This window comes from Leuconostoc falkenbergense (assembly GCF_014634805.1).
Lineage (GTDB): Bacteria > Bacillota > Bacilli > Lactobacillales > Lactobacillaceae > Leuconostoc > Leuconostoc falkenbergense.
Genome location: NZ_BMBS01000036.1, coordinates 1 through 22,268 on the forward strand (window position 1 = coordinate 1; position 22,268 = coordinate 22,268).

General features: G+C 40.6%; 22 protein-coding genes and 1 pseudogene. All 23 read left to right on the forward strand.

Annotated features, from left to right (window positions below):
- Positions 1-252, forward strand: a pseudogene (locus tag IEU71_RS07810) (hypothetical protein); the annotation flags it as partial.
- A gap of 15 nt (positions 253-267) precedes the next feature.
- Positions 268-660 carry a DUF722 domain-containing protein gene (locus IEU71_RS07815; protein WP_004912459.1) on the forward strand — a complete coding sequence of 131 codons (393 nt, stop codon included), beginning with the start codon at positions 268-270 and terminating at the stop codon, positions 658-660.
- An 884-nt stretch (positions 661-1,544) separates the two neighbouring features.
- Complete coding sequence (locus IEU71_RS07820; protein ID WP_188349638.1) at positions 1,545-1,715, forward strand: hypothetical protein; 171 nt, start codon at positions 1,545-1,547, stop codon at positions 1,713-1,715.
- Positions 1,715-2,944 carry a helix-turn-helix domain-containing protein gene (locus IEU71_RS07825; protein WP_004912462.1) on the forward strand — a complete coding sequence of 410 codons (1,230 nt, stop codon included), beginning with the start codon at positions 1,715-1,717 and terminating at the stop codon, positions 2,942-2,944. Before IEU71_RS07820 ends, IEU71_RS07825 begins: the two co-directional genes overlap by 1 nt.
- 9 nt (positions 2,945-2,953) lie before the next feature.
- A complete protein-coding gene (locus IEU71_RS07830; RefSeq protein ID WP_004912465.1) occupies positions 2,954-3,157 on the forward strand; it encodes a hypothetical protein in 204 nt (67 codons plus the stop codon).
- 159 nt (positions 3,158-3,316) lie between these two features.
- Positions 3,317-3,823, forward strand: coding sequence for a terminase small subunit (locus IEU71_RS07835; RefSeq protein WP_004912467.1), 507 nt, complete (start codon positions 3,317-3,319; stop codon positions 3,821-3,823).
- Entirely contained in the window at positions 3,813-5,285 is a 1,473-nt protein-coding gene (locus IEU71_RS07840) for a PBSX family phage terminase large subunit (protein WP_004912470.1), read from the forward strand. The genes IEU71_RS07835 and IEU71_RS07840 overlap by 11 nt, the downstream gene beginning before the upstream one ends.
- Before the next feature lie 50 nt (positions 5,286-5,335).
- Positions 5,336-5,971 carry an HNH endonuclease signature motif containing protein gene (locus IEU71_RS07845; RefSeq protein WP_004912472.1) on the forward strand — a complete coding sequence of 212 codons (636 nt, stop codon included), beginning with the start codon at positions 5,336-5,338 and terminating at the stop codon, positions 5,969-5,971.
- On the forward strand, positions 5,952-6,161 hold the full coding sequence (locus IEU71_RS07850; RefSeq protein ID WP_267878705.1) for a hypothetical protein: 210 nt from the start codon (positions 5,952-5,954) through the stop codon (positions 6,159-6,161). The genes IEU71_RS07845 and IEU71_RS07850 overlap by 20 nt, the downstream gene beginning before the upstream one ends.
- Before the next feature lie 10 nt (positions 6,162-6,171).
- The gene (locus tag IEU71_RS07855) at positions 6,172-7,680 is read left to right on the forward strand and encodes a phage portal protein (protein WP_004912477.1); all 1,509 of its coding nucleotides are present in this window, start codon (positions 6,172-6,174) and stop codon (positions 7,678-7,680) included.
- Positions 7,655-8,599: a minor capsid protein gene (locus IEU71_RS07860; protein WP_004912480.1), complete on the forward strand. Its 945-nt coding sequence runs from the start codon at positions 7,655-7,657 to the stop codon at positions 8,597-8,599. The genes IEU71_RS07855 and IEU71_RS07860 overlap by 26 nt, the downstream gene beginning before the upstream one ends.
- Positions 8,600-8,767: 168 nt before the next feature.
- The gene (locus IEU71_RS07865) at positions 8,768-9,358 is read left to right on the forward strand and encodes a DUF4355 domain-containing protein (RefSeq protein ID WP_004912483.1); all 591 of its coding nucleotides are present in this window, start codon (positions 8,768-8,770) and stop codon (positions 9,356-9,358) included.
- A gap of 4 nt (positions 9,359-9,362) precedes the next feature.
- Positions 9,363-10,178, forward strand: coding sequence for a N4-gp56 family major capsid protein (locus tag IEU71_RS07870; protein ID WP_004912486.1), 816 nt, complete (start codon positions 9,363-9,365; stop codon positions 10,176-10,178).
- A gap of 87 nt (positions 10,179-10,265) precedes the next feature.
- Positions 10,266-10,604: a phage head-tail connector protein gene (locus tag IEU71_RS07875; protein ID WP_004912489.1), complete on the forward strand. Its 339-nt coding sequence runs from the start codon at positions 10,266-10,268 to the stop codon at positions 10,602-10,604.
- Positions 10,605-10,612: 8 nt separating this feature from the next.
- Positions 10,613-10,924, forward strand: coding sequence for a hypothetical protein (locus IEU71_RS07880; protein WP_004912493.1), 312 nt, complete (start codon positions 10,613-10,615; stop codon positions 10,922-10,924).
- Complete coding sequence (locus tag IEU71_RS07885; RefSeq protein WP_004912495.1) at positions 10,917-11,318, forward strand: HK97-gp10 family putative phage morphogenesis protein; 402 nt, start codon at positions 10,917-10,919, stop codon at positions 11,316-11,318. Before IEU71_RS07880 ends, IEU71_RS07885 begins: the two co-directional genes overlap by 8 nt.
- Positions 11,315-11,710 (forward strand): tail completion protein gp17, encoded by a 396-nt coding sequence (gene gp17 / locus IEU71_RS07890; protein WP_004912499.1) that lies wholly within the window; start codon positions 11,315-11,317, stop codon positions 11,708-11,710. The genes IEU71_RS07885 and gp17 overlap by 4 nt, the downstream gene beginning before the upstream one ends.
- A 13-nt stretch (positions 11,711-11,723) precedes the next feature.
- Positions 11,724-12,314, forward strand: a complete 591-nt coding sequence (locus IEU71_RS07895) for a phage major tail protein, TP901-1 family (RefSeq protein WP_004912501.1) — start codon at positions 11,724-11,726, stop codon at positions 12,312-12,314.
- Positions 12,315-12,384: 70 nt separating this feature from the next.
- A complete protein-coding gene (locus tag IEU71_RS07900) occupies positions 12,385-12,723 on the forward strand; it encodes a tail assembly chaperone (protein ID WP_004912507.1) in 339 nt (112 codons plus the stop codon).
- Between the two features lie 95 nt (positions 12,724-12,818).
- The gene (locus IEU71_RS07905; RefSeq protein WP_233127260.1) at positions 12,819-13,151 is read left to right on the forward strand and encodes a hypothetical protein; all 333 of its coding nucleotides are present in this window, start codon (positions 12,819-12,821) and stop codon (positions 13,149-13,151) included.
- Entirely contained in the window at positions 13,152-16,142 is a 2,991-nt protein-coding gene (locus IEU71_RS07910; RefSeq protein WP_004912514.1) for a phage tail tape measure protein, read from the forward strand.
- 18 nt (positions 16,143-16,160) lie between these two features.
- On the forward strand, positions 16,161-16,967 hold the full coding sequence (locus IEU71_RS07915; protein ID WP_004912517.1) for a distal tail protein Dit: 807 nt from the start codon (positions 16,161-16,163) through the stop codon (positions 16,965-16,967).
- Positions 16,964-22,117 carry a phage tail spike protein gene (locus IEU71_RS07920; RefSeq protein ID WP_084011448.1) on the forward strand — a complete coding sequence of 1,718 codons (5,154 nt, stop codon included), beginning with the start codon at positions 16,964-16,966 and terminating at the stop codon, positions 22,115-22,117. Before IEU71_RS07915 ends, IEU71_RS07920 begins: the two co-directional genes overlap by 4 nt.
- Positions 22,118-22,268 lie beyond the last annotated feature (151 nt).

Consider the following 22,268-nt stretch of genomic DNA (forward strand, 5'->3'; position numbering starts at 1 on the left):
GTCATTTTAGATGCTGCAAGTTTTGCTAAATTTCAAAAGGTCGCTAATGATCTAATCGAAAAGAAAAAGAAAGCAACAGTCAAAGAAATTTCTGCAATCAAAAAGTCGCTGGTGACAAAACTATCTGATATTGATAACAGTTTGAAATTAGTGAGTGATACTAATTTATCTATTCAAAGTAAGTTAGATGAGTTGCATGGCTATGAAGAACGTATTGCGAGTTTTATGGAAATTGTGATTGTAGAAAACTAGGGTAGAAAGGGAGACATGGCGGATAGAGTTGATAGCATTTTGAGAGACTACTTCTCTGGTCGTCTCAAGTTGAAAATTGAACAGCGTGAAGAAACAATACGGTATGACAGTCAAGAAGTTGATGAGAATATCGGTGGCGGTCGTGCGCAGAACAAACATACACGTCCAATTGAAGATACTTACGTACGAGTTGATGAAGACAGATACCTTAACAGTCTCAAAAAGCAAAAGGAAGATGTCGAACGCTGGATAGCCACGTTTGAGCCAGACAAGCAGAAAGTAGTTGCGTATTATTATGCAAGCAAGTCTGTCACGTGGGTAAAGGTAGCACAGCAGTTCCATATATCCGAAAGTACAGCAAAGGCATGGCGTTCAGAGGTTAAACATATTCTCGGTGCTGTATTGTAGTCAGATGTATATTGCAAGCTGTTTTCTGACTTTTTATACAATAAAACGGTGCTATATTTGTAACATGAAATAATTTGAAACAGGGTTATTGCTAATCCATTAAAAGCAAATGTATGGTTAGTCATTAGTCGTTAAATATAAGCTGTACTTATAGATTAGTTCCAGATGACTAACCAAGACCGTTACACCGAGCGGTCGTAAATTACACACGCTTCGGAAAAAGCCACTGTGTATGTGAAAATACGATAGGTTGGAATATCTATCATTATGACAGGTGGCGGAATAGGTAGACGCTATAAACGGTCAGTCTTCGTATGTAGTTTGGGGTTATTGGGTTCGCTGACTTGAGCACCTAACCAAATATGTAAGGTGCAAATCCTTACCCTGTCAATACTCCTTTTAGGAGATAACAGTTATCACCATAGCCGCCAAAGTCTTTAAAGTGACTTCCATAGTGCGACTTTATACTAGTTAGGCGATTTCTGTGAGTGAATGTAAAGTAGGCTTACGTCTGGTTCGAGTCCAGAACATTCACATTGCGGTACGTCCGCACAACTTAATAGCAGTCGCTTGCCTGCGATTGCGTACATAGAGAGCTGCGGTATAATCCGTAAAAAGATAGAACCAGATTGATTAATTTCAATAAAAACGACTGACGAGTTGGTTTGCATTTTGCGGCTTTGGCAAACAAACAACAGTATATAAATCTACTGGCTTCGGAGATGGTATCGATGGGGTTACTACATAGCAAACAATCGCATTAAGTTCTTTGACGGTTCTCAGGCGATTGCGTACATAAAAACTAAACAGGTCGAAATCGACCTGTTTTACATATGTGACATACGCGCACCTTAACGGGTGCTTTTTTATTGAAAAGAGAAACTATGAAAATAGATGGCGAGTATGGCCTTGTCGCTAGTGATGATGAATTAAACATCTACCGCAGGCTAGACAAGCAACAAAAATATAATAAGAAACACAAGAAGGCATCTAAACGCAAGTCGAATACAGACAAGCGCAAAGATGCCTTTTATGATGATAGGAAGTGGCGATAATGGGCTACACAAAATGGACTGATGAACATAAGAATAGAGTTATTGAGCTAGGACAGCAAGGTTTGTCATCTAGGAAGATAGCGCAACGATTGTTTGATGAATTTGGTGAAAACTTTAGTAGGCGAACAGTATCACAATATCTTAGCACAGGTTCAACCAATGGACGTGTCAGAACCACACCTAATCAACAAACCAATAATAAAGTCAAAGATGTGAAACGCGGCACTGAAATCGTCATCAATAAGGACGGTAGCACAACATCATCTACGACAATGCAAATGACTTCTGAACAGGCTAAAGACCCAGAGTTCGTATTAAGAGCGCATGGATTTAATCCTGATGATTGGGATATCGTATCAGCACGTAATAACTTCTGGCAACAGAACAGCCAAGAGAATGGTTTGATTGATTTGTACCAGTCTAAGATTACGGTTAAGCCAAAGTCAGATGATGAATTAACGCCGCAGGATATTGCTAATCTGTTCAAAGCAGACATTAAGCAATACACAGTCAATCAGGTTGCACGAGACACGCACAATTTGGTTGTACCGCTTCCTGATTTACATTTTGGTATAACTACCATGATTGATGTCAAATGTCACTTAGACAGGCTGTTAGAGCTTATCAATAAAGGTTACAAAACGATTGTGATTGAACAGTTGGGTGATCTATTCCATTCTAGTCAGATGTGGTCATCACAGACTTTAAAAGGCACGCTACTTGATGAGGTTAATATGGTACAAGCCGTTGAGGACGCTAAACAGTTCTTTGACGTCTTGGTCACTGCTGCGTTGCAAAATAGTATGACGCTTCACATCAAACAAATGGCAGGCAATCATTCAGGGAACATGGAGTACATGTTCATGGAGTATTTGAAAGCCAAGTACCCACAAGCAGTCATTAAGAACAACATTAAATTTCGTGATGCGTATTTATTGGATAACGTGGGTATTATGTTGGCTCATGGTGACTTAGCACCTAAGAACTTGCCTATGCTATTTGCAAATGAGTTTGGTGGTGTCTGGTCGCTATCCCACAGTCGTGAAATCCATAAAGGTCACTTCCATAACGAGAAGACAGTTGACAACGGTGGTGTGATTAGCCGACAACTTGGAACAGTTAAGCCCAATGATAAGTATGAGATTATGAACGGTTGGACGTTATCCAAAAAAGAGCTATATGCCCTTGAATATGATAGCGACAAGTTAGTTGCCGAGTGGCACGTTTAGGAGAAGGATATGAATAATGATTATCTCGCTTTAATATTAATGTTATTAGCCATTTTGTTGTTTTTAGTTTCATTTTTGATGATGAATTGTGCAAGCAAAATTGTAAGAGACATTGATGAAAGAAATAAACTGATAGATAACTTGCTTGATAAAAGATTCAAACTTTTAAATGAGAAAGAAAAAATATTAAACGATTCGGAGAAACATAAATGAGTGATATACCATGGGGATTAGTATTATCCATCATTGGAATAGCTTTGAGTTGTTTAAAAATCGGATATGATATCGGAAAAGACTCCAAGCAATAAAACGAATTAAGCGCATAAGCGCTTTTTATTTTGCAGTGAATTTGAAAGGAGGTGACACAATGACATGAAATTAACGCCAAAGCAGAAGAAGTTTGCTGATGAGTATATCAAGACTGGAAACGCAACGCAGTCAGCGATTGAAGCTGGTTATAGTAAGAAGACGGCGCAGGTTATAGGTGCTGAAAACCTATCAAAACCTATGGTTAAAGCATACATAGAAGAGCGCATGGCTGAAATAGCGTCAAAACGCGTTATGAGCTACACAGAAGCCGTTGAACTGCTTACTAGTATAGCTAGAGGTGAAGAGAAAGAAACGGTCGTTGTGGCAACTCCTGTGAGTGTTGAGAAAGTCGAGAAAGAAGCAGATTTAAAGACAAGAATTAGTGCCTTAAAAGAGATACTTAAACGTTATCCAAACAATGACAAACTCATTGAGCAACAGATACGCAAGTTGAGCGCTCAAGCTGATGTGGCACAGATACAAGCTAAGCGCATGGCGGACGGTGAACAAAATAGCAGTGTCAATGTGAATATCGTGTTACCAGAGCAGGAGGACAACAATGGCGAATGATTTAGTGATTGATGTTCCTGAAATGGTTGATAAGGCTTATTACAAGCTGTACACATCAAAGCAGCAATACATTGCATTGAAAGGCGCGCGTGCTAGTGGTAAGTCAGTAGCCACCGCATTCAAGGTTGTGATTGATATATTGCGCTATCCGTATGTTAATTGGTTAGTTGTAAGACAATTCCAGAATACACAGAAAGATAGTACGTTTGCCATCATTAAGTGGGCTGTTCACTACATGGGACTAGATGATTACTTCAAATTCACCGTTAGCCCGCTTGAAATAACTTACAAGCCGACACAACAAAAGGTGTTCTTTCGTTCAATGGACGACCCTTTGAAAATCACATCAATTACAACAACGGTTGGAAAGATATGCCGTAGTTGGTGGGAAGAAGCCTATGAGTTAAAAAGTGATGATTCATTCCAGACTGTGATTGAATCTATGCGTGGCGAGTTGCCTATCGGTGGCTTTTATCAGCACGTCATTACATTTAACCCGTGGAGTGACAGACATTGGTTAAAGCGTGAGTTCTTTGATGTTGATACAAGACGCAACAATACACTAGCGTTTACAACCACATATAAGAATAATCACCACCTGAACGATGATTTTATCGAAGCTATGAAAGAAATGGTTGTGCGCAACCCTAATCGTGCCAAAGTTGCTGTGTTTGGCGACTGGGGTATATCAGAGGGGCTTGTGTTTGACGGTTTGTTTGAACAAAGAGACTTCAGCATGGAAGAGATTGCTAAACTGCCTAAGTCAATAGGATTAGACTTTGGATTTAAACACGATCCAACCGCTGGTGAGTTCATGGCGATAGACCAAACAAACAGAGTTGTTTATGTCTATGATGAGTTCTATCAACAAGGAATGCTCACACAGGCGATTGCGCAGGCATTAGCGCAACATAAGGCTTATGGCTTGCCAATCACAGCAGATAGCGCAGAACAGCGTCTAACAACTGAATTAGCTAGTGTTTACGGTGTACCCAATCTACGTACGGCTGGTAAGGGTAAAGACAGTGTGATTCAAGGCGTGCAGTACATGCAGAGCTATCACTATGTTATACACCCAAGAGTTAAAGGACTATTAAGTGAGATGAACACTTATGTGTATGACAAAGATAAGCTGGGCAACTGGTTAAACAAGCCTAAAGATGAAAATAACCACGCCTGCTTGACTGGTAATACATTGGTTGAGACTACTAACGGTAGCAAGCCAATCAGTGAGCTAGTAGGAAAATCTGGTAATGTTTATAGTCTTGATACTGAAACTGGAAATGTAGTAGTTGATGAGTTTAGCAATGTATGTAAGACAAGAAAACATGCGCCAGTGTTTGAAGTCGAGCTGGAAGACGGAAGAACAGTCAAAGCTACATCAGACCATAAGTTTCTGACCAAAAATGGTTGGAAAGAGTTAGCTGATTTGACAGAAGATGATGAGATTATCTCAATTTAGTTCACTAAGATACTCTATGCATGGTATAATGTATGCAAGGAGATGATCTTATGAAATCTGTTATTGTTGATGGCTATCGTTTTGTAAAGGATAAACAAAGCGGATATTGGCAGTGCAACCAGTTTATCGCAAAAGAAATAAAGCCGAAACGATTGCACCGCTATATGTGGGAAAAGTACCACGGTACAATAAAGCCAGGTTATGACGTCCATCACATTGATAAAAACAAAGACAACAATGATATTTCCAATCTGGTCTGTCTTTCTTCGCATGACCACCAGCACTTGCATGGTGTCGAAAATGTTAAAAACAATCATGAGTGGTTCGCTGAGTTCCACCAGCTCGGGATTGAATCAGCTCCGAAATGGCACGCTTCTGCCGAAGGACACGAGTGGCACATGAAGCATTACGAGATGATGAAAGACAAGCTATATTCCAAAAAGGAATTTGTCTGTGAACAATGTGGGAAAACATTTTCAGCACAAGATAACGGTCACAACCGTTTCTGCTCCAACGCTTGCAAGTCAAAATGGCGTAGAAATAACCACATTGATGATGTAGAAAGGACGTGTGTAATTTGTGGCAATAAATTCAGCGCAAACAAATATTCAAAAAAAGAAACCTGCTCACGTAGTTGCGCCTCGAAGCTCTCGTTTGCCAAAAGGCGTGAAAATAAAGTCAATTAAATTTTCCGGCTATGAAGACGTTTATGACATGTATGTAAGAAACCACCATAACTTTGCTGTTAATGGTGGTTTTATTGTACATAATTGTGATGCCTTGAGATATGCAATGGAACAATACATGTTCGTTGCAAATAATCACTACATGAGCTATCAAGAACGTGCGCAAGCCGTCAAGAATTTAGGACTATAAAGGAGTTACAATGCAAAAGATTTTTAGTGATAATCAAAAAGCTAATTTAATCTATCAAGACAGCTTGGATAATCTGACGCCACAACGTGTTATGCAGTTTGTCAAACATCATAATCAGTATCAGAGACCACGACTTGAAAGGTTAGACGAGTATTACAAAGGGTTGAATGTTGGTATTTTAGAACACGAGAGCCGCCGTGTTGATGAAGACAAGGCAGACCACAGAGCCGTACACTCATTTGGTAAATACATTGCTGACTTTCAAACGTCATTCAGCGTTGGTAATGCCATTTCTGTTCAACATGACGATGACACGAGACTTGATACAGTTGAAGACATCAACAACTTTGATGAGATTAACAGTGATCTATTCTTAGATATGACACGTTTTGGACGTGCCTATGAGTATGTGTACCGAGGACATGATGACATTGAACATAGCGTAGCATTAAGCCCACTAGAAACGTTTATCATCTACTCACTAGATGTTGAGCCGCAACCAATTATGGCGGTGCGCTATCACTTGATTGATACCATTGATGATGATGTTATCTCGAACGAGTATCGTGTTGAGACGTGGACTTCAGCAGAATACACAAGCTACCAACCAACCTCAATTAATGGCACACCTGTACAAGATGAAACAAGTGAACTGTACGTGTTCCCAATGATTGAGTACAAGAACAATAAGTTTAGAATTGGTGATTTTGAGAACGTTATTCCGCTGATTGATTTATATGATGCAGCACAATCAGACACAGCCAACTACATGACTGATTTAAATGACGCTATGCTTGTCATCAAGGGTGATATTGATACATTGTTGCAAGGTTCAAGCATGATGAGTGGTATTGACCCAACAGATGAGAGTGCAGCAATGCAGTTAGCTAAAGACAAAATGGAAATGTTGAAGTCCATGAAGTCGGCTAACATGTTGCTGTTAAAGTCTGGCGTATCAATGACAGGTCAACAGACGAACGTTGACGCAGGCTATATCCACAAAGAATATGATGTGACTGGTACAGAAGCATACAAGGATAGGCTGGCGCATGATATTCATAAGTTCTCACATACACCTGATTTAACAGATGAAAACTTTGCAGGTAACGCTAGTGGTGTTGCTATGAAGTATAAGGTGTTAGGAACGATTGAATTAGCAAGTACCAAACGCAAGGCTTTTGAAGTCGGTTTGTATCAACGCTATAACATCATCAAAGCATTAGAAAATCTGTCAGCAAGTGGTATGAGCGTAGATCCAAACGAGATTAGATTTGTGTTTACAGATAACATGCCGGTTGATGACGTTGCAACCATTGCACAAGTGGTTAGTGCAGGCGCCAGAGTGCCACAAGAGTATCTGTATCAGTTTCTACCGAACGTGACTGACCCTAGTGAAATTACCGATTTGTTAGCGCAAGAGCAGGCTACACAGGTACAACAAGCTAGAGATAGTTATGGTGTGCAAGTAGATTCAGAAAAGGCAGATGACGCAAATGGCACAGAGACCGAAACAAACTAATAAATATTGGGAAAAGCGTCTCAAACAAGAGCAAGCGTACATGAATAAGGCTACGAATACTGATGATATTGTCAGACGGTATGATTTAGTTATTGATGACATTACACGCAAGATTGAATCCGAATATGCAAGACTTGAATTACGTGGCTTTGAACGTAATATTGTTGAAACAGCCGACATCGAAGCTTATGAACGTGAAGCAAAAGAGTTGGTGGCATACGCTAACAAATTGCGTGACAAGTTAGGCAGAAACGCTGCTAAAACAGACTTTACAGCCGAAATGAACAGACGAATGAAAATCTATAACGCTACAATGCGTATCAATAGACTGGAATATCTCAAATCACAGGTTGCACTATCACTGGTTAAGGCTGGTGTTGATACTGATGTTGACCTACAACAAGAATTATCAGACAAGTATGTCGCCGAAAAGGCACGTCAGGCTGGTATTCTAGCTTCAACAGTCGTACCAATGTCACACACTAAGCTATTTAAGATAGTGGCTGCACAAGTTGATGGTGCTAACTTTAGTCAAAGGATATGGCAGAACACAGACAGTTTAAAAGCTGAATTAGACGTGTTACTGACTAACAATATCATTCAAGGACAGAACTCTAATGTGATTGCAAGACGTTTGCGAAGTTTGTTAAACGGTCAATACAAAGATAACGCTAGGTATATCACCGAACGACTAGCACGAACAGAGTTTACACGAGTGATAGGACAAGCACAGAAAGACAGCTACCGTGAAAATGATATTGAGTATGTCAAGTGGATGGCTGAATCTGGTGCGTGTCGCTATTGTGTCGCTGCTTCAGAGGGTGGTTTACGAGGTGAAGGTATCTATAAAATAGATCATGAACCAAATTACCCTTTCCATCCCAATTGCCGCTGCAGTTTAGCAGCTTATTATGAATAACTTGAACACTGACGAAAGTTGGTGTTTTTATTTTGTCCTAAGCATGACATTAAAAGGCTGTTAAATAGCGTGTATGGGTTGTTAGCGTGTCGTGTGTGGGTTTAATCGTGCATGGGGCAATATAAGCGCTAATCAACGTGTATGGACTAATACAAAGGAGAAATTATCATGACAGAACCAGAACCAAAAGAGCCACTTGAACCAAAACAACCGGAACCAGAAGAGACTAAGACATTAACGCAGAGTGAACTTGACAGTTTGATGGATAAGCACACTGCAAAAGTCTTGGAAAAACAAAAGGCTGACTTTGAAAAACAGTTGGCTGAAGCAATTCAACAAGGCAAGACAGAGGGTGAGAAGTTGGCTACAATGTCCGCTAAAGAAAAGGCGGAAGAAGAGGCAAAGCAACGCCTTGCAGAACTTGAAGCACGTGAAAAAGAATTAAACCAGCGTGAATTAACTGTCAACGTATCAAGCCTGTTGAAAGAGCGTGAATTGCCTACTGATTTAGCTGAATCGTTGGTTAAGCTTGGCAATGCTGATGAAATCTCAACCGTTGTTGACAGCTTACAACAAGCAATTCAACAAGGTATCAACGATGGTGTTAAAGACCGTCTACGTCAAGACCCACCAAAGAATGACGCAACAAAAATCAATGGTGATATTGGCAAGGTGGAATTTAACGCTATGACCGCAGCAGAACGTGTTGCTTTTGCGAAGAGCAACCCAGAACAATTTAAACAGATTACAGGAGAATAAATAAATGTCTACATTAACAAAAATAGCAGATTTGGTAAATCCAGAAGTATTGGCACCAATCGTGTCATACGAATTTAAGAACGCAATGCGATTCACACCGTTGGCAAGTGTTGACTCAACACTGCAAGGACGTTCAGGTGACACATTGAAGTTCCCAGCATTCACTTACATTGGTGACGCAAAAGACGTTGCAGAAGGTGAAGCAATTCCATTGGATAAGCTTGGTACAACGACTACGAGCGTTAAGATCAAGAAAGCTGCCAAAGGTACAGAAATTACAGATGAAGCAGTATTGTCTGGATATGGTGACCCTGTTGGCGAATCTACAAAACAATTAGGCTTGGCAATCGCTAACAAGGTTGATAATGACATCTTGGCTGCTGCATTGACAGCTTCACAAACAGTTAAGTTTTTTGCAACATCAGACGGTGTTCAATTAGCGTTGACACTATTTGCAAAAAATAGCGATCAAGACGATTCACCTGTTGTAGCTTTGTTTAACCCAGCAGATGCAGCAGCATTGCGCAAGGCAGCACGTGCAGAGGGTACAGGTTCAGACGTTTCACAAAATGCTTTGGTAAATGGCACTAAGTTTGCAGTGCTTGGCGTGCAAATCATCGAATCTAACAAGGTTACAGCAGGACAAGCTATCTACATTAAGGTAAACCCAAGTGTTCCAGCTTTGAAATTGGTTTTGAAGCGCGCGGCAGAAGTGGAAAACCAACGCAACGCCATCAACAAGACTACTGTGTTGACTGCCGATGAACATTACACAGCTTACTTGTACGACCCAACAAAGGTTGTTGTAGCAAAAGGCTGAGGCTAATGGTATTACATTAAGTCAAAAGACAGCAACAATTAAAGTTGGTGCAAATAAGCAAGGGGCGGCTATTAAGGAGGTGATGATTTGGAACTTAGCGATTTAAAAACTATGCTACAAATCAAAGATAATAAGCGTGATGATATTCTCAATCTTATTATCAAAAACACAACGCAAGCATTGTCATTTAAATTAGGTTTAAAGGATAGTGTCCCTATCCCTGATGTCTTAGACTATATCGCACTTGAAGTGTCTGTAAAGCGCTACAATCGGCTTGCTAACGAGGGTATGAGTTCATATACCCAAGAGGGACAAAGCATTACATTTAGCGCAAATGATTTCGATGAATTTGCAAACGATATTGATGCTTGGAAAGATGAAAACGGCGTGAAAGATAACAATTCAGGTCGTTTTTTGTTTTTGTAGGTGGTGGCATGAGATTTCCAGACAATATTCAGTTTTATTCAAACGTTAAAGAACACTATGACCCAAAGGTTGGTGATTATGTAGGCGGTCCTGAATTAGTTGGTGAGGCAATAGCTAATGTTACTGAAACAGGCACAGAAACCAGCGTACAAGACTTCGGCGACATCACCACCAAGAACCTTGTTATACGGCTTGTAAATGACGTTGACTATAAATGGGCGTACCTCACTGTAAACGGCTTAGCACAGAAGTATAAGCCTATTACAACGAGGAAACCATTGAAGAATAACACGCTGATTGTAGGTGAGATGAATGAGTAAAGAACCGAAACAAGTAAACTATCATTTTAATGGTTTGAAAGAACTACAAAAGGCGTTAGTTGAAAGAGCAGACTTGACGGAAGTTTCAAAAGTCGTTAAAAAGCATACAACCAGAGCGCAACAATCGGCAATGGAAAAAGCGCCAACAACTTATACAAAGGTTTACAAGACCGGTAAATTGAAGGGCAAAAAAATATCAACTGGCGAAACCAAGAAAAGCATTGGCGTTCAATTTAAAAACGGTGGTTTGACTGGAATTGTGGGTATGGGTAAGGATTATAATCCTTACACTGAAAAGGGTACTCGTTTCATGGCGGCTGAACCGTTGCTTGATCCAGTATTCCGAAAAGAGAAGACGGTATTTAAGTCAGATTTGGAGAAGTTGCTCAAATGATTAGTCCACAAAAAATACTGTTCGATACTTACTACGACTTGTTACAGAGTGACGGCTACAATGTCTATGATTATTTACCACTTGAAGATGAACCGGTTGATTATCCAATTGTGGTGATTGGTAACACACAACAAACCAGTGCAACAACTAAGTATTCACGCAATGACCATGTGTTCTTAACAATCGACGTATGGGGCAGTAAGAAACAACGCAAAAAAGTTAGTGAAATAGCTGATTACATTTACAATCTGGCGATTGGATATATTAAAACAGACAGCTACACGTTTTATGGGCAAGCAAACCAGCAAAGCATGCAGATGTCTATTGATACATCAGTGCCAAATACAACGTATCAGCGCGCTAACATACAACTAGAATTTACAGTAGATTAAAGGAGATTATTTAATGACATTATCAACATTAAAAGGTGTCAACGCAGTAGCGTTCGCACGCAAATTGAGTGACGCTGCAAAAAAACCAGCCGACCTTATCCCATGGCAAACATCATTGTCATTTGACCCATCACGAGACAGTGACTCAACTGTGACAAAAGATGGCAACGTTAATACACAAGCAAGTGTTACAACAGACCTTGAAATCGAGTTTATTAACAACACATCAGCGATTGCTGACGCATTCTATGACAGTTTGCTAGATGGCGACAAGATGGAATTTTGGATCGTACACAAAGACCGCAAGAGTGCAGATGGCAAGTATTTCTCATGGTATGTACAAGCAGATGTATCAGAAGACAGCAACGACAACGATGCTGATGATAACTCAACTCGTGATGTTACGTTCTCTGTTGACGGCACACCAAAGCGTGGCTGGACTACACTAACATCCCAACAGGCAAGTGACGTTGACTATGTATTCCGCGGCTTGGATAAAGTTGCAGGTTCCGGTATTAGAGAAACCAATGGCGGTAAAGCTTGGGCTAAAGAGACTGACGGTGGCGTGAATGGCGTTGCGCAAGTTACGTCAACTGCAGTGTAGCAGCCGTAGGACATTGATTAAATAACACAAGGACAGAGACGATTGAAGTGAGACGATAAAAGGAGAAATCATGCAAGTTAAAATCAACAATAAAGAAGTAGAATTGAAGTTCGGTGTGAAGTTTGTTCGTGAATTGGATAAGGTGGCAGGTCTGGACGTGAACGGTGCTTCATTTGGTATGGGACTTACAAAGTCTATCCCGGCGCTTAACACAGCAGACCCAGCCGTATTGGCAGATGTTATTTATTCAGCTGCTTCAACCAACAAAGCATTCCGTCCATCACAAGATGATGTCGATAACTTTATTGATGACTATGATGGCGACCTTGAAAAGCTGTTTGATGATGTAACTAAAGAAATGTCAGCAGCCAATGCAATTAAGGTGGCTTTAAAAAACGCACAAGCCTAGATGATGAGGACATAGGAGAATACAAAACTAGTGAGCAAACATATCATGAAATTGTATTGAACAGTCTTACTCGTCTAGGCTTTTCTGTGTATCAAATGTATGAAATTGAGACTATGACGTTGCCTGATTATCAATTAGCTATGGAAGCATACGCTATTAAACAGGCTTTGAGACGTGAAGATATAGCTTTACACGCTTGGTATAACCAGACTGTGCAAGCTACAAAAGGGAGCGATAAGCACCCTAAGCCACGTTATCAAAAGTTTAGTGATTTCTACAATACAGCAGAACAAGAAGATGAAATACGTGCAAGTTTTGAGAGTAATTACACTTCCGAATTGACACGCAAACGAGAAGAAGAGGCGCTTATTCAACAGCGTTTCGCAAAGCTTCAAGAGTTAAAACAAAAGAGGAAAGGAGGACAATAAATGGAAAGTTATTCAGTACAAGCTGTGTTATCTGCGGTTGATAAGAATTTGAGTTCAACATTTGGTGATGCAGCACAGGCTGCGTCTGGTTTTGAAAGCAAATCCACACAATCGTTGGCAAATGTTGGTAAATTCATGGCTGTTGCTGGCGCAGGGGTTACCGCAATTGGAATAAAGAGCGTCAAGAGCTTTGGAGACTTCCAATCTTCCTTGAACAAAGCGGCTGTTATTGCAGGTGGTACATCGAAAGACATTCAAGGATTAGCTGATGTAGCCAACCATATGGGAGCTGTATTGCCTTTGAGCGCTAAAGACGCAGCAGATGCAATGGTTGCAATGGCTCGTGATGGTGCTTCGATTAGCACAATTAAGAAAGAGTTTCCGGCTATTGCAGAAGCCGCCACGGCCGCTGGTGCCGATTTACAAACGACAGCAAGCGTTGTACAGCAGTCTATGAACATTTGGGGCGATTCGCTGAAAAGCCCTCAAAGAGCAGCTGCCATTTTGACACAAACTGCTAACTTGTCAAATGCTTCGATTGAAGACATGCAACAGGCGTTGGCTACTATTGGCGGTACTGCTTCAAACGCTGGTATTGACATGGCAACAACGTCAACGGCTATTGGATTGCTTACTAACAAAGGATTTAGTGCGGCACAGGCGTCACAAGACCTTAACCACGCTTTGTTGCTTATGCAAGCACCATCTAAGATGGGTAAGGCTGTCATGGAAGATTTGGGCGTTTCGATGACTGACGCACAAGGAAACATGAAACCTCTACCAACTATTTTGAATGAATTATCTGATTCAATGTCAAATATGACTTCATCAGAAAAAGCTGCTGCACTTAAAACAATGTTTGGAACATCTGGAATGGCTGCTATTTTGCCATTGATGAAGTCTGTTAAAGACACAACAGGAAACGCCACAACAAGTTGGAGTGCATTTACAGACCAGATGAATAAAGCGTCATCAAGCACGCAAACAGCAACAAAGTTTTTGCAACAACAGGCCAGTGAAATGCAAAAAAACCTAGGTTCTAAGATAGAACAGGTTGGTGGTAACTGGGAATCTTTGAGTAATAAAGCTGCGGCTGGCAGCGCTGGGGTTACCGGTGGTTTTCTAGATATGACAAATGGTGCATTAGATTGGGCCGCTAACAGTAAAAGTCCATTTGCTGACTTTACACGACAAATGGTAGGTTTAGCACCTGTTATAGGACCTGCTACAACAGCTACTGGCGCATTCTTAACTAGTGCTGGGAGAATTGGTAGCGTTATTAAAGGGAGCGGTAAGGCTATATTAGGTGTCGGTAAATCGATTGTTAGTTATGTAGCAAAGCTTATGGGAATAGCAACCGGAAACACAACCGTAGCAGCGACAAGCGCTCCAGCTGCCGCAGGAACCAAAGCGGTTGGTAAAGGTGCACAAGCTAGTGCAAAAAGTATGTTAGCGCTTGGCACAGCTATTTTAGAAATGGGAGCAGGAATTGCATTAGCTACCGGAGGAATTGCTTTATTAGTCCTGTCTATCACTAAGTTAGCTAAAACCGGAATGTCTGGTATTGCTGCACTAACTGCCGTAACCGTCGCCGTGTCTGCATTAGTTGCTGTATTTGCTATAGCCGGTCCAGCATTGACTGCTGGAGCTGTTGGTATAGGTGTGTTTGGAGCAGCGGTATTAGGCATAGGAGTTGGTATTGGAGCTGCTACAACTGGAATTTCTTTGATGATTGACGCTTTTGTTGAACTGACATCAGTGTCCGGTAAAATTGTTCCAACATTTAAGCAGATTGGACTAGGAATAGTAGTCATGGTTAAAACTGTTTTAACTAATATTCCGATTATGGCTGCTATGTTTGCTACTGGTATGCTTGCTATTGTTGGATCAGTTACTAATGCCATACCGAAAGTTTTGACAATGTTTCTGCAGATGATAACCGGTGTATTGGCAGCTTTAACGACTAATATTCCAATTATTGTTTCACAATTTACAGATATGATTTTATCTGTATTTTCTGCAATTAGCGATAACGCTCCAAGAATAGTAGCTGGATTTGCTGCAATGCTCGGGCAGTTAGGAGAATCAATAATTGAAATAACGCCTTATGTATTTCAGTTAGCAGGAGCATTAATGGCCGGAATGATTGCGGTCGTTGCTTCGTTTTCAAAAAAATTCCAAGCAATCGGAGGTGTTGTTCTTAAGTCTTTGATAGCCGGAATTACCGGAAAAAAGTATGACGCTATGGCTGCGGCGACTGATATTCTTAATTCATCTGGGAAAAGTGCATCTCAAGCCGGAATGGCTGCATTTAATAATGCTGGTGGTCAATCTGCAGTTAGTGCACTGAATGCAATAAGCAGACAAAAAGGTGGGGCTAACAGTGCTGGAGCAAGTTTGGGTCGGTCTGCTGCTGATGGTATTTGTTCTCAATCTGGTAACGCAAGTAGCGCTGGTAGTTCTGTTGCTAATGCAACCAAGAGCGGAGTGCAGGGAATCAGTCTTTGGAACGCCGGTTCTTCAATTATTAGTAGTTTTTTGAGCGGATTGATGTCCGGCTGGGGCCCTGTGACAAGTTTCGTTGGAAGTATTGCTGGCTGGATTGCAAGACATAAGGGGCCTATTCAATACGACCGTAAGTTACTTATACCAGCTGGTAACGCAATCATGACTGGTTTGAACGCTGGACTGGTTGATAACTTCAAGACAGTACAGAAAAACGTCAGTGGCATGGCTGGAAGTATTTTAGACGCTGCAACAAGCGTTGGTAATTTAGCAACAAATGCCATTGGCGACCCAATTAACGCTTTGAACAATAATATTGGTGGTTCGTACTCAAGCGTGATGACATTAGATCATACAAGTAAGACACAACCAGCTAATATCACAATCGGATTTGATAAACATGGTTACACTGCTTATGTTGATGACATTAACAATCAACAAGGCAAAACGGCGCTATTAAAAAGAAATAATAGTGTTCAACTATAACAGAAAGGAGGACACACATTGAGCTTATATGAATTTACAGACCTGACTGTTGGGACTTCGTCAGTTTCATTGCCAAGTGAATCTATCACGTTCAACGGTCATAAATTGGATAGTGAGTTAGTGGGCTATCAAACTCTCAACGTTGAGGGGCGGTCAAGCTTCACAAGGTCATTATCCACGGCTACTGGTTTGGCAGACGGCGACTTATTTTTATCATCACGGATAGAATCAAACAAAATTAGTGTGAAGTACATGGTTTCAGCTAAAACAAATAGCGGTTTCAATACCTTAAACGATACCTTAAACAAGTATCTACAAGGCAATGAAGTCGCTTTTAATTTTGCAGATGAACCTAATTACACAAGATATGGCACTGTAACTGCTAACAACTTGGATAATGCAGGTCAATTATCAACGACCGGTGTGTTTGAGATAACAATGTCAGATCCATACAAGTACGGCGCTACAAAGAGTGCGTCTGGTACAACGTCTATAACCGTTTCTGACACGTCTTTAAGCTTTGCACAAGGCTTTGACACTATTGTCTTAACCAATAGCTCAGACGTCTCTAAAATCGTTCTGACGGTTGATAGTTACACGTTGACATTAGTTGGCTCATTTAAAGCAGCTAATGTATACACAATCGACTACACAAAAAAGACGGTCACAGAATTTACACCAAGTACTAATGTTAAAAAGTCAGTTAATGCAACAATCGACATCAACAACAGCAATATTTTTGAAGCCAAGATTAAAAATGGCACGAAAATTGCTAGTACACAGGCAAGTTCAATTGTGTTGTCTTATCGGGTGAAAGCACTATGATTTATATTTTTGATAAAAAACAAGCAATTATAAAGGTGCTGACTAATGATGATTTCACGGCAGCACATCTAAACTTTAAAATTAACACGGCAACAACGTTTGAGTTCTCGCTACCTGCAAGCAAGGCGTTGCCAAGCGGTTCAAAGTATGTGGCGACACCGCACCCATTAAACGACAGCAAGTTTATTATGTTGCGTTTGACCGAACGTGTTGATAACACCGAAACAATCGACTATTCAGCCTATGAGTTGGCTTATCAAGAGCTGGCTACTGATGGTTATATTGAAGATAAGCGACCACGAAATCAGAGTGCATTAAATCTGATGAAAATTGCACTCGATGGTTCAAATTGGGAGCTTAACAACGTCAACGTTTCTGGCACAGCGACAACTAATTTCTATTACATTGACCGATTAAGCGCAATCAGCAAAGTTGTAGACCTGTTAGGCGGTGAGATTGTATTTTATATTGAGATACAAGGAAACGCCATCAGCGGTCGTTATATGGACTACCTAGCACGTCAGGGAGCAGATACATCAAAGGTATTTGCAAGTGGTTCAAACCTACTGACGGTTGAACGTCAAAGCGATACATCAAACATCTACACCGCTATCTTGCCACGCGGTAAGGGTAAAGAAATTGACAACGGAGACGCTGATACTCCAGACGGTTATGGTCGCAGAATTAACATTGCTGATGTTGAATGGAAGAGGTCAGCTGGTAAATCATTAGATAAGCCAAAAGGCTCAATCGTTCTATCAGACCCAGACGCTACGGCTGAATGGGGACAGATTAACGGTAATGCTAGGTTATTACTAAAAACGTATGATGATGTTGATGATGTCAATGTTTTAATCAATTCGGCATACAAAACTTTGCAATCGGTTAATCACCCACAAATTCAGTATTCGGCTACGGTTGCTGATGTTGGTGGGCTATCACTTGGCGACACAGTCTTAATCATGCACGGTGATAGAGATTTGAGCTATAAGACACGCGTGTTTGAGGTTAAGTATGACCTGTTATCACCAGACCAAACAGAGTTGTCGCTTGGTGATGATTTAAGTTCAAACAGCATCACTTCACAGATTAACAACTTGAATGCTGTTGCAGATACTACTAGTAGTCAAACGCAGTGGACGATTAACCAGATTGGTAGACCTAGCACAACGTTTGGTAACACAGAGCCTGCTAATCCCAAGGTTGGAGATGTATTTTTCAAAGAGTTGCCAGATGGTGGTACTGAAATATACCGTTGGAATGGTAATATATGGGAGTTACTCGCTTCACCGACCACCGCTGATGATATAGATAAAGCTGTTACCGACGCAGTCTCACAAGCCAAATCGCACATTGATGAAGTGAAGCAAGGTCTGTCAAGTGATATTGCAACAGCAAAGTCACAGGCAGCTTCACTAGCTAATGCAGCAGAGGCAAGCGCTAAGAGTGAAGCAGTATCTCAATTCAATCAAGCACAGAGAATCTTGTCTGATGCTAAAAAAGACTTAACAGACGGCATTGCTAAGGAAGCGTCAGAACGTAATGAAGCGGTAGCTCATGCTAATTCACAAGCACAAACTTATGCTAATCAAGCTAAGGCTGACGCACTAAACACAATAGCTAAAGAGGTCACGGACAGACAGAATGCAGTTAGTGCATTAGACACTAAAGCTCAAGGTTACGTTAATACAGCTAAAAGTGATATTAGTGACACGATTAACGCACTTAGTGTTGGAGGTAGAAACCTACTATTAAACTCAAAACTTTTATCATGGGTTGTAGGTAACAATGCAGCTACAACGTCAGCCGAAGTTTCCTATGATAGTACCACTAATATGTGGCATATAACATCACCAAAAGGCGGCTCCGACAACGCCGGTATATATTTTTTCCAACCCGACAACGTCAGTAATATAATTACAAAAGGCCAACAATGGGCATTTAGTATTGATATTAAAGGAACTGGTGTTTATTCACAATTTGGTGTTGAATGGTCAGAACCATTTAATAGGCCGTCTGGAAATGTTCCTACAGACTGGACTAGAGTTTCTTCAACAGGAACAGCTTCTGGTACAAATGCAATTATTATCTACTTCAATTCTAAAGATGTTGCTTTAGATGTATACATTAAATTACCTAAGTTGGAAAAAGGTACCATACCTACTGATTGGACGCCTGCTCCTGAAGATGTTGTGCTAGACTACACAACTAAAGATAACAAAATTAAAGAAACCATCACACAGTATCAGGAAAATATCAATGGCCATGTTTCTAAATTACAAACAACCGCACAAACCGCAGTTGATGGTCTGAAAACAAAGATATCACAGACAGATTTTAACCAAAAGACTGGTGAATTATCATCAAAAATAAATGAAGCTAAAGATACTGTTGATAAGTCTTTACGCACCATTGCTGACATAAAAACAGATAATGAAAAACAAGACACTAGAATGTCTGAAATAGAACACACTGCAGAGGGGGTTAAATCTACTGTTAGTGACCTTAGCACCGCACAAGAGAAACAGTCTGGGAACATTAGTACACTAAAACAGAGAGCCGATGGTTTTGAGGCTACCGTTACTAAGGTTGATAATCTTGCTGTCGGTGGTAGAAACCTATTGCTAGGAACTAGTGATTGGACGGATAACACTAGATGGAATCAACGAGGTACAGTAACCAAAGATGTGTACAGGGGAATGGTTATTGCTTCGACAGGTGGTGCATGGTCTAGCCCAGTCTATATGATGCAAAATGCAGGGATATTACAAGTTGGAAAGACGTATACATTCTCTACCTACGTTAGAAATACCTCTGATACAGACACTAATGTAGCCCCATACTATGAAGGTGGAATTGTGACACCTATTTACACGCCTACACCGTTGCCACCCCATACAGATTGGATTAGAGTATCAATAACGTTCAAGTGTGTGAAAGACCCAACAACAAGTATAAAGACTTTGCGTTGGGAGGGGCAAAATGCCTTAACAAATGGATTTATCCAATTTGCTGGTTATAAGCTAGAAGAAGGCAATACAGCAACAGATTGGACGCCAGCTCCAGAAGATGTTCAATCTGACATCGCACAAGTGAAAGTAACCGCAGACAACATATCTAAATTTGTGCGTGATCCAAGCGGTAACATCTCGTATGACTTCCAAACAGCTTTGAGCAAAACGTCTATCATCACAGGTAGCACGTTAGCTTCAAGTATTCAGACACAGACGGCGACACAGATAACATCTGCCTTTAACGACGGTAACGGCAAGTTTAGCAAACTACAACAGAAGGTTGATGGCTTTGAGGCAACTGTTACTAAGGTTGATAATCTATCAGTCGGTGGTAGAAACTTATTGCTAGGTACTAGGGATTGGACAGACAACACTAGATGGAATCAACGAGGTACAGTAACCAAAGATGTGTACAGGGGAATGGTTATTGCTTCGACAGGTGGTGCATGGTCTAGCCCAGTCTATATGATGCAAAATGCAGGGATATTACAAGTTGGAAAGACGTATACATTCTCTACCTACGTTAGAAATACCTCTGATACAGACACTAATGTAGCCCCATACTATGAAGGTGGAATTGTGACACCTATTTACACGCCTACACCGTTGCCACCCCATACAGATTGGATTAGAGTATCAATAACGTTCAAGTGTGTGAAAGACCCAACAACAAGTATAAAGACTTTGCGTTGGGAGGGGCAAAATGCCTTAACAAATGGATTTATCCAATTTGCTGGTTATAAGCTAGAAGAAGGCAATACAGCAACAGATTGGACGCCAGCTCCAGAAGATGTTCAATCTGACATCGCACAAGTGAAAGTAACCGCAGACAACATATCTAAATTTGTGCGTGATCCAAGCGGTAACATCTCGTATGACTTCCAAACAGCTTTGAGCAAAACGTCTATCATCACAGGTAGCACGTTAGCTTCAAGTATTCAGACACAGACGGCGACACAGATAAGTTCAGCACTGACTGACAACAATGGCAAGATTATTAGTTTAATCAATCAGGATAGTTCTGGTGTTCAAATTGCTGGTAAGAATTTAGATATCACAGCCGATACAACAGTTGACGGTAAGTTTTGGGCTAAGCAGGTCAACGCTGTTAAAGTCAACGCCACGAATATAACTGTTGGGACGTTGAATGGTAACCAAGTTAATATCACTAACATCAACGCTAATAACATTGTATCTGGTGCTATTTCTGGTGCTAACTTGAACATCAATCTTAATACAGGTTCAGTTGTGTTCCAGAAAGGTAGAATTAACAGCTCTGATTACACGACAGACATTAATATCGACCAAGGATATATATCGACAGCCAATGGCGATACTAGAGCGTTGTTGGCACAAGGTAAATTGCAATTAATTGCTCCAACTTTGTTTAATCCACAAACTGATCCTTATTTAGAAATATCGAATAACAGTGATATGTTCAATGGAATGTCAGCGCTGATTAAAGCAAGAACTTCTTTGACGCTTTCTATCAATGGGTATCAAAACAGAGGCAATGATACACCGCTGTCTACTGAAAAATTTGTTGGAGTAAGTATAGGTAGAAATAACAGCACGAACAATAAATTAATCCCCACTAAAATAGGCGGAGCGGAACAAGGAGTCGTTATTTCAGGGGGAGCAAATTTTACTATGAATGGTATAGGATCAGCTCCGTATATATATGTTGGTTCAGATTCATACGGCGCCAAACCAAATGGTGATAGAATCTTTGTTAACGCTAGTTATTTTCATTCAATGCCAACATATAACAGAACTAGTTCTCGTTCAGCTAACGTGGTAGTAGCAGCAGACGGTGCATTAGTTAGATCATCATCAGCGCGCAAGTACAAGCTGGATATCAAAAATAATATCCCAATAGCTGATTCATTAAAATTGATTGAAGTACCGCTATCAACTTGGATAGATAAACATGAACACGAGGAAAACGGTTCTAACGAACGTTACTTTGGTATGATTGCTGAAGATTTACGTGATGCTAGGTTAGAATACCTAGTTCAGTATGGTGATGATAACGAAGTTGAGGGAATTAACTATGACCGTGTTGCTTTATTGTTGATACCGTTAGTCAAAGAATTGAAAGAACGCATTGAAGAATTAGAAAGTGAAGGTAAATAAAATGAAACCAGATATTAATTCAGTAGTCCAAACGCTGCTACAAGAAAATTGCTCGTATACTGAAAATCCGGACCGCTTTATTTCTAGGGCATAATCCGAGATAATCAAGTATAGGAGTTTTTTTATATTATGAAAGCTAAGCGATACTCAA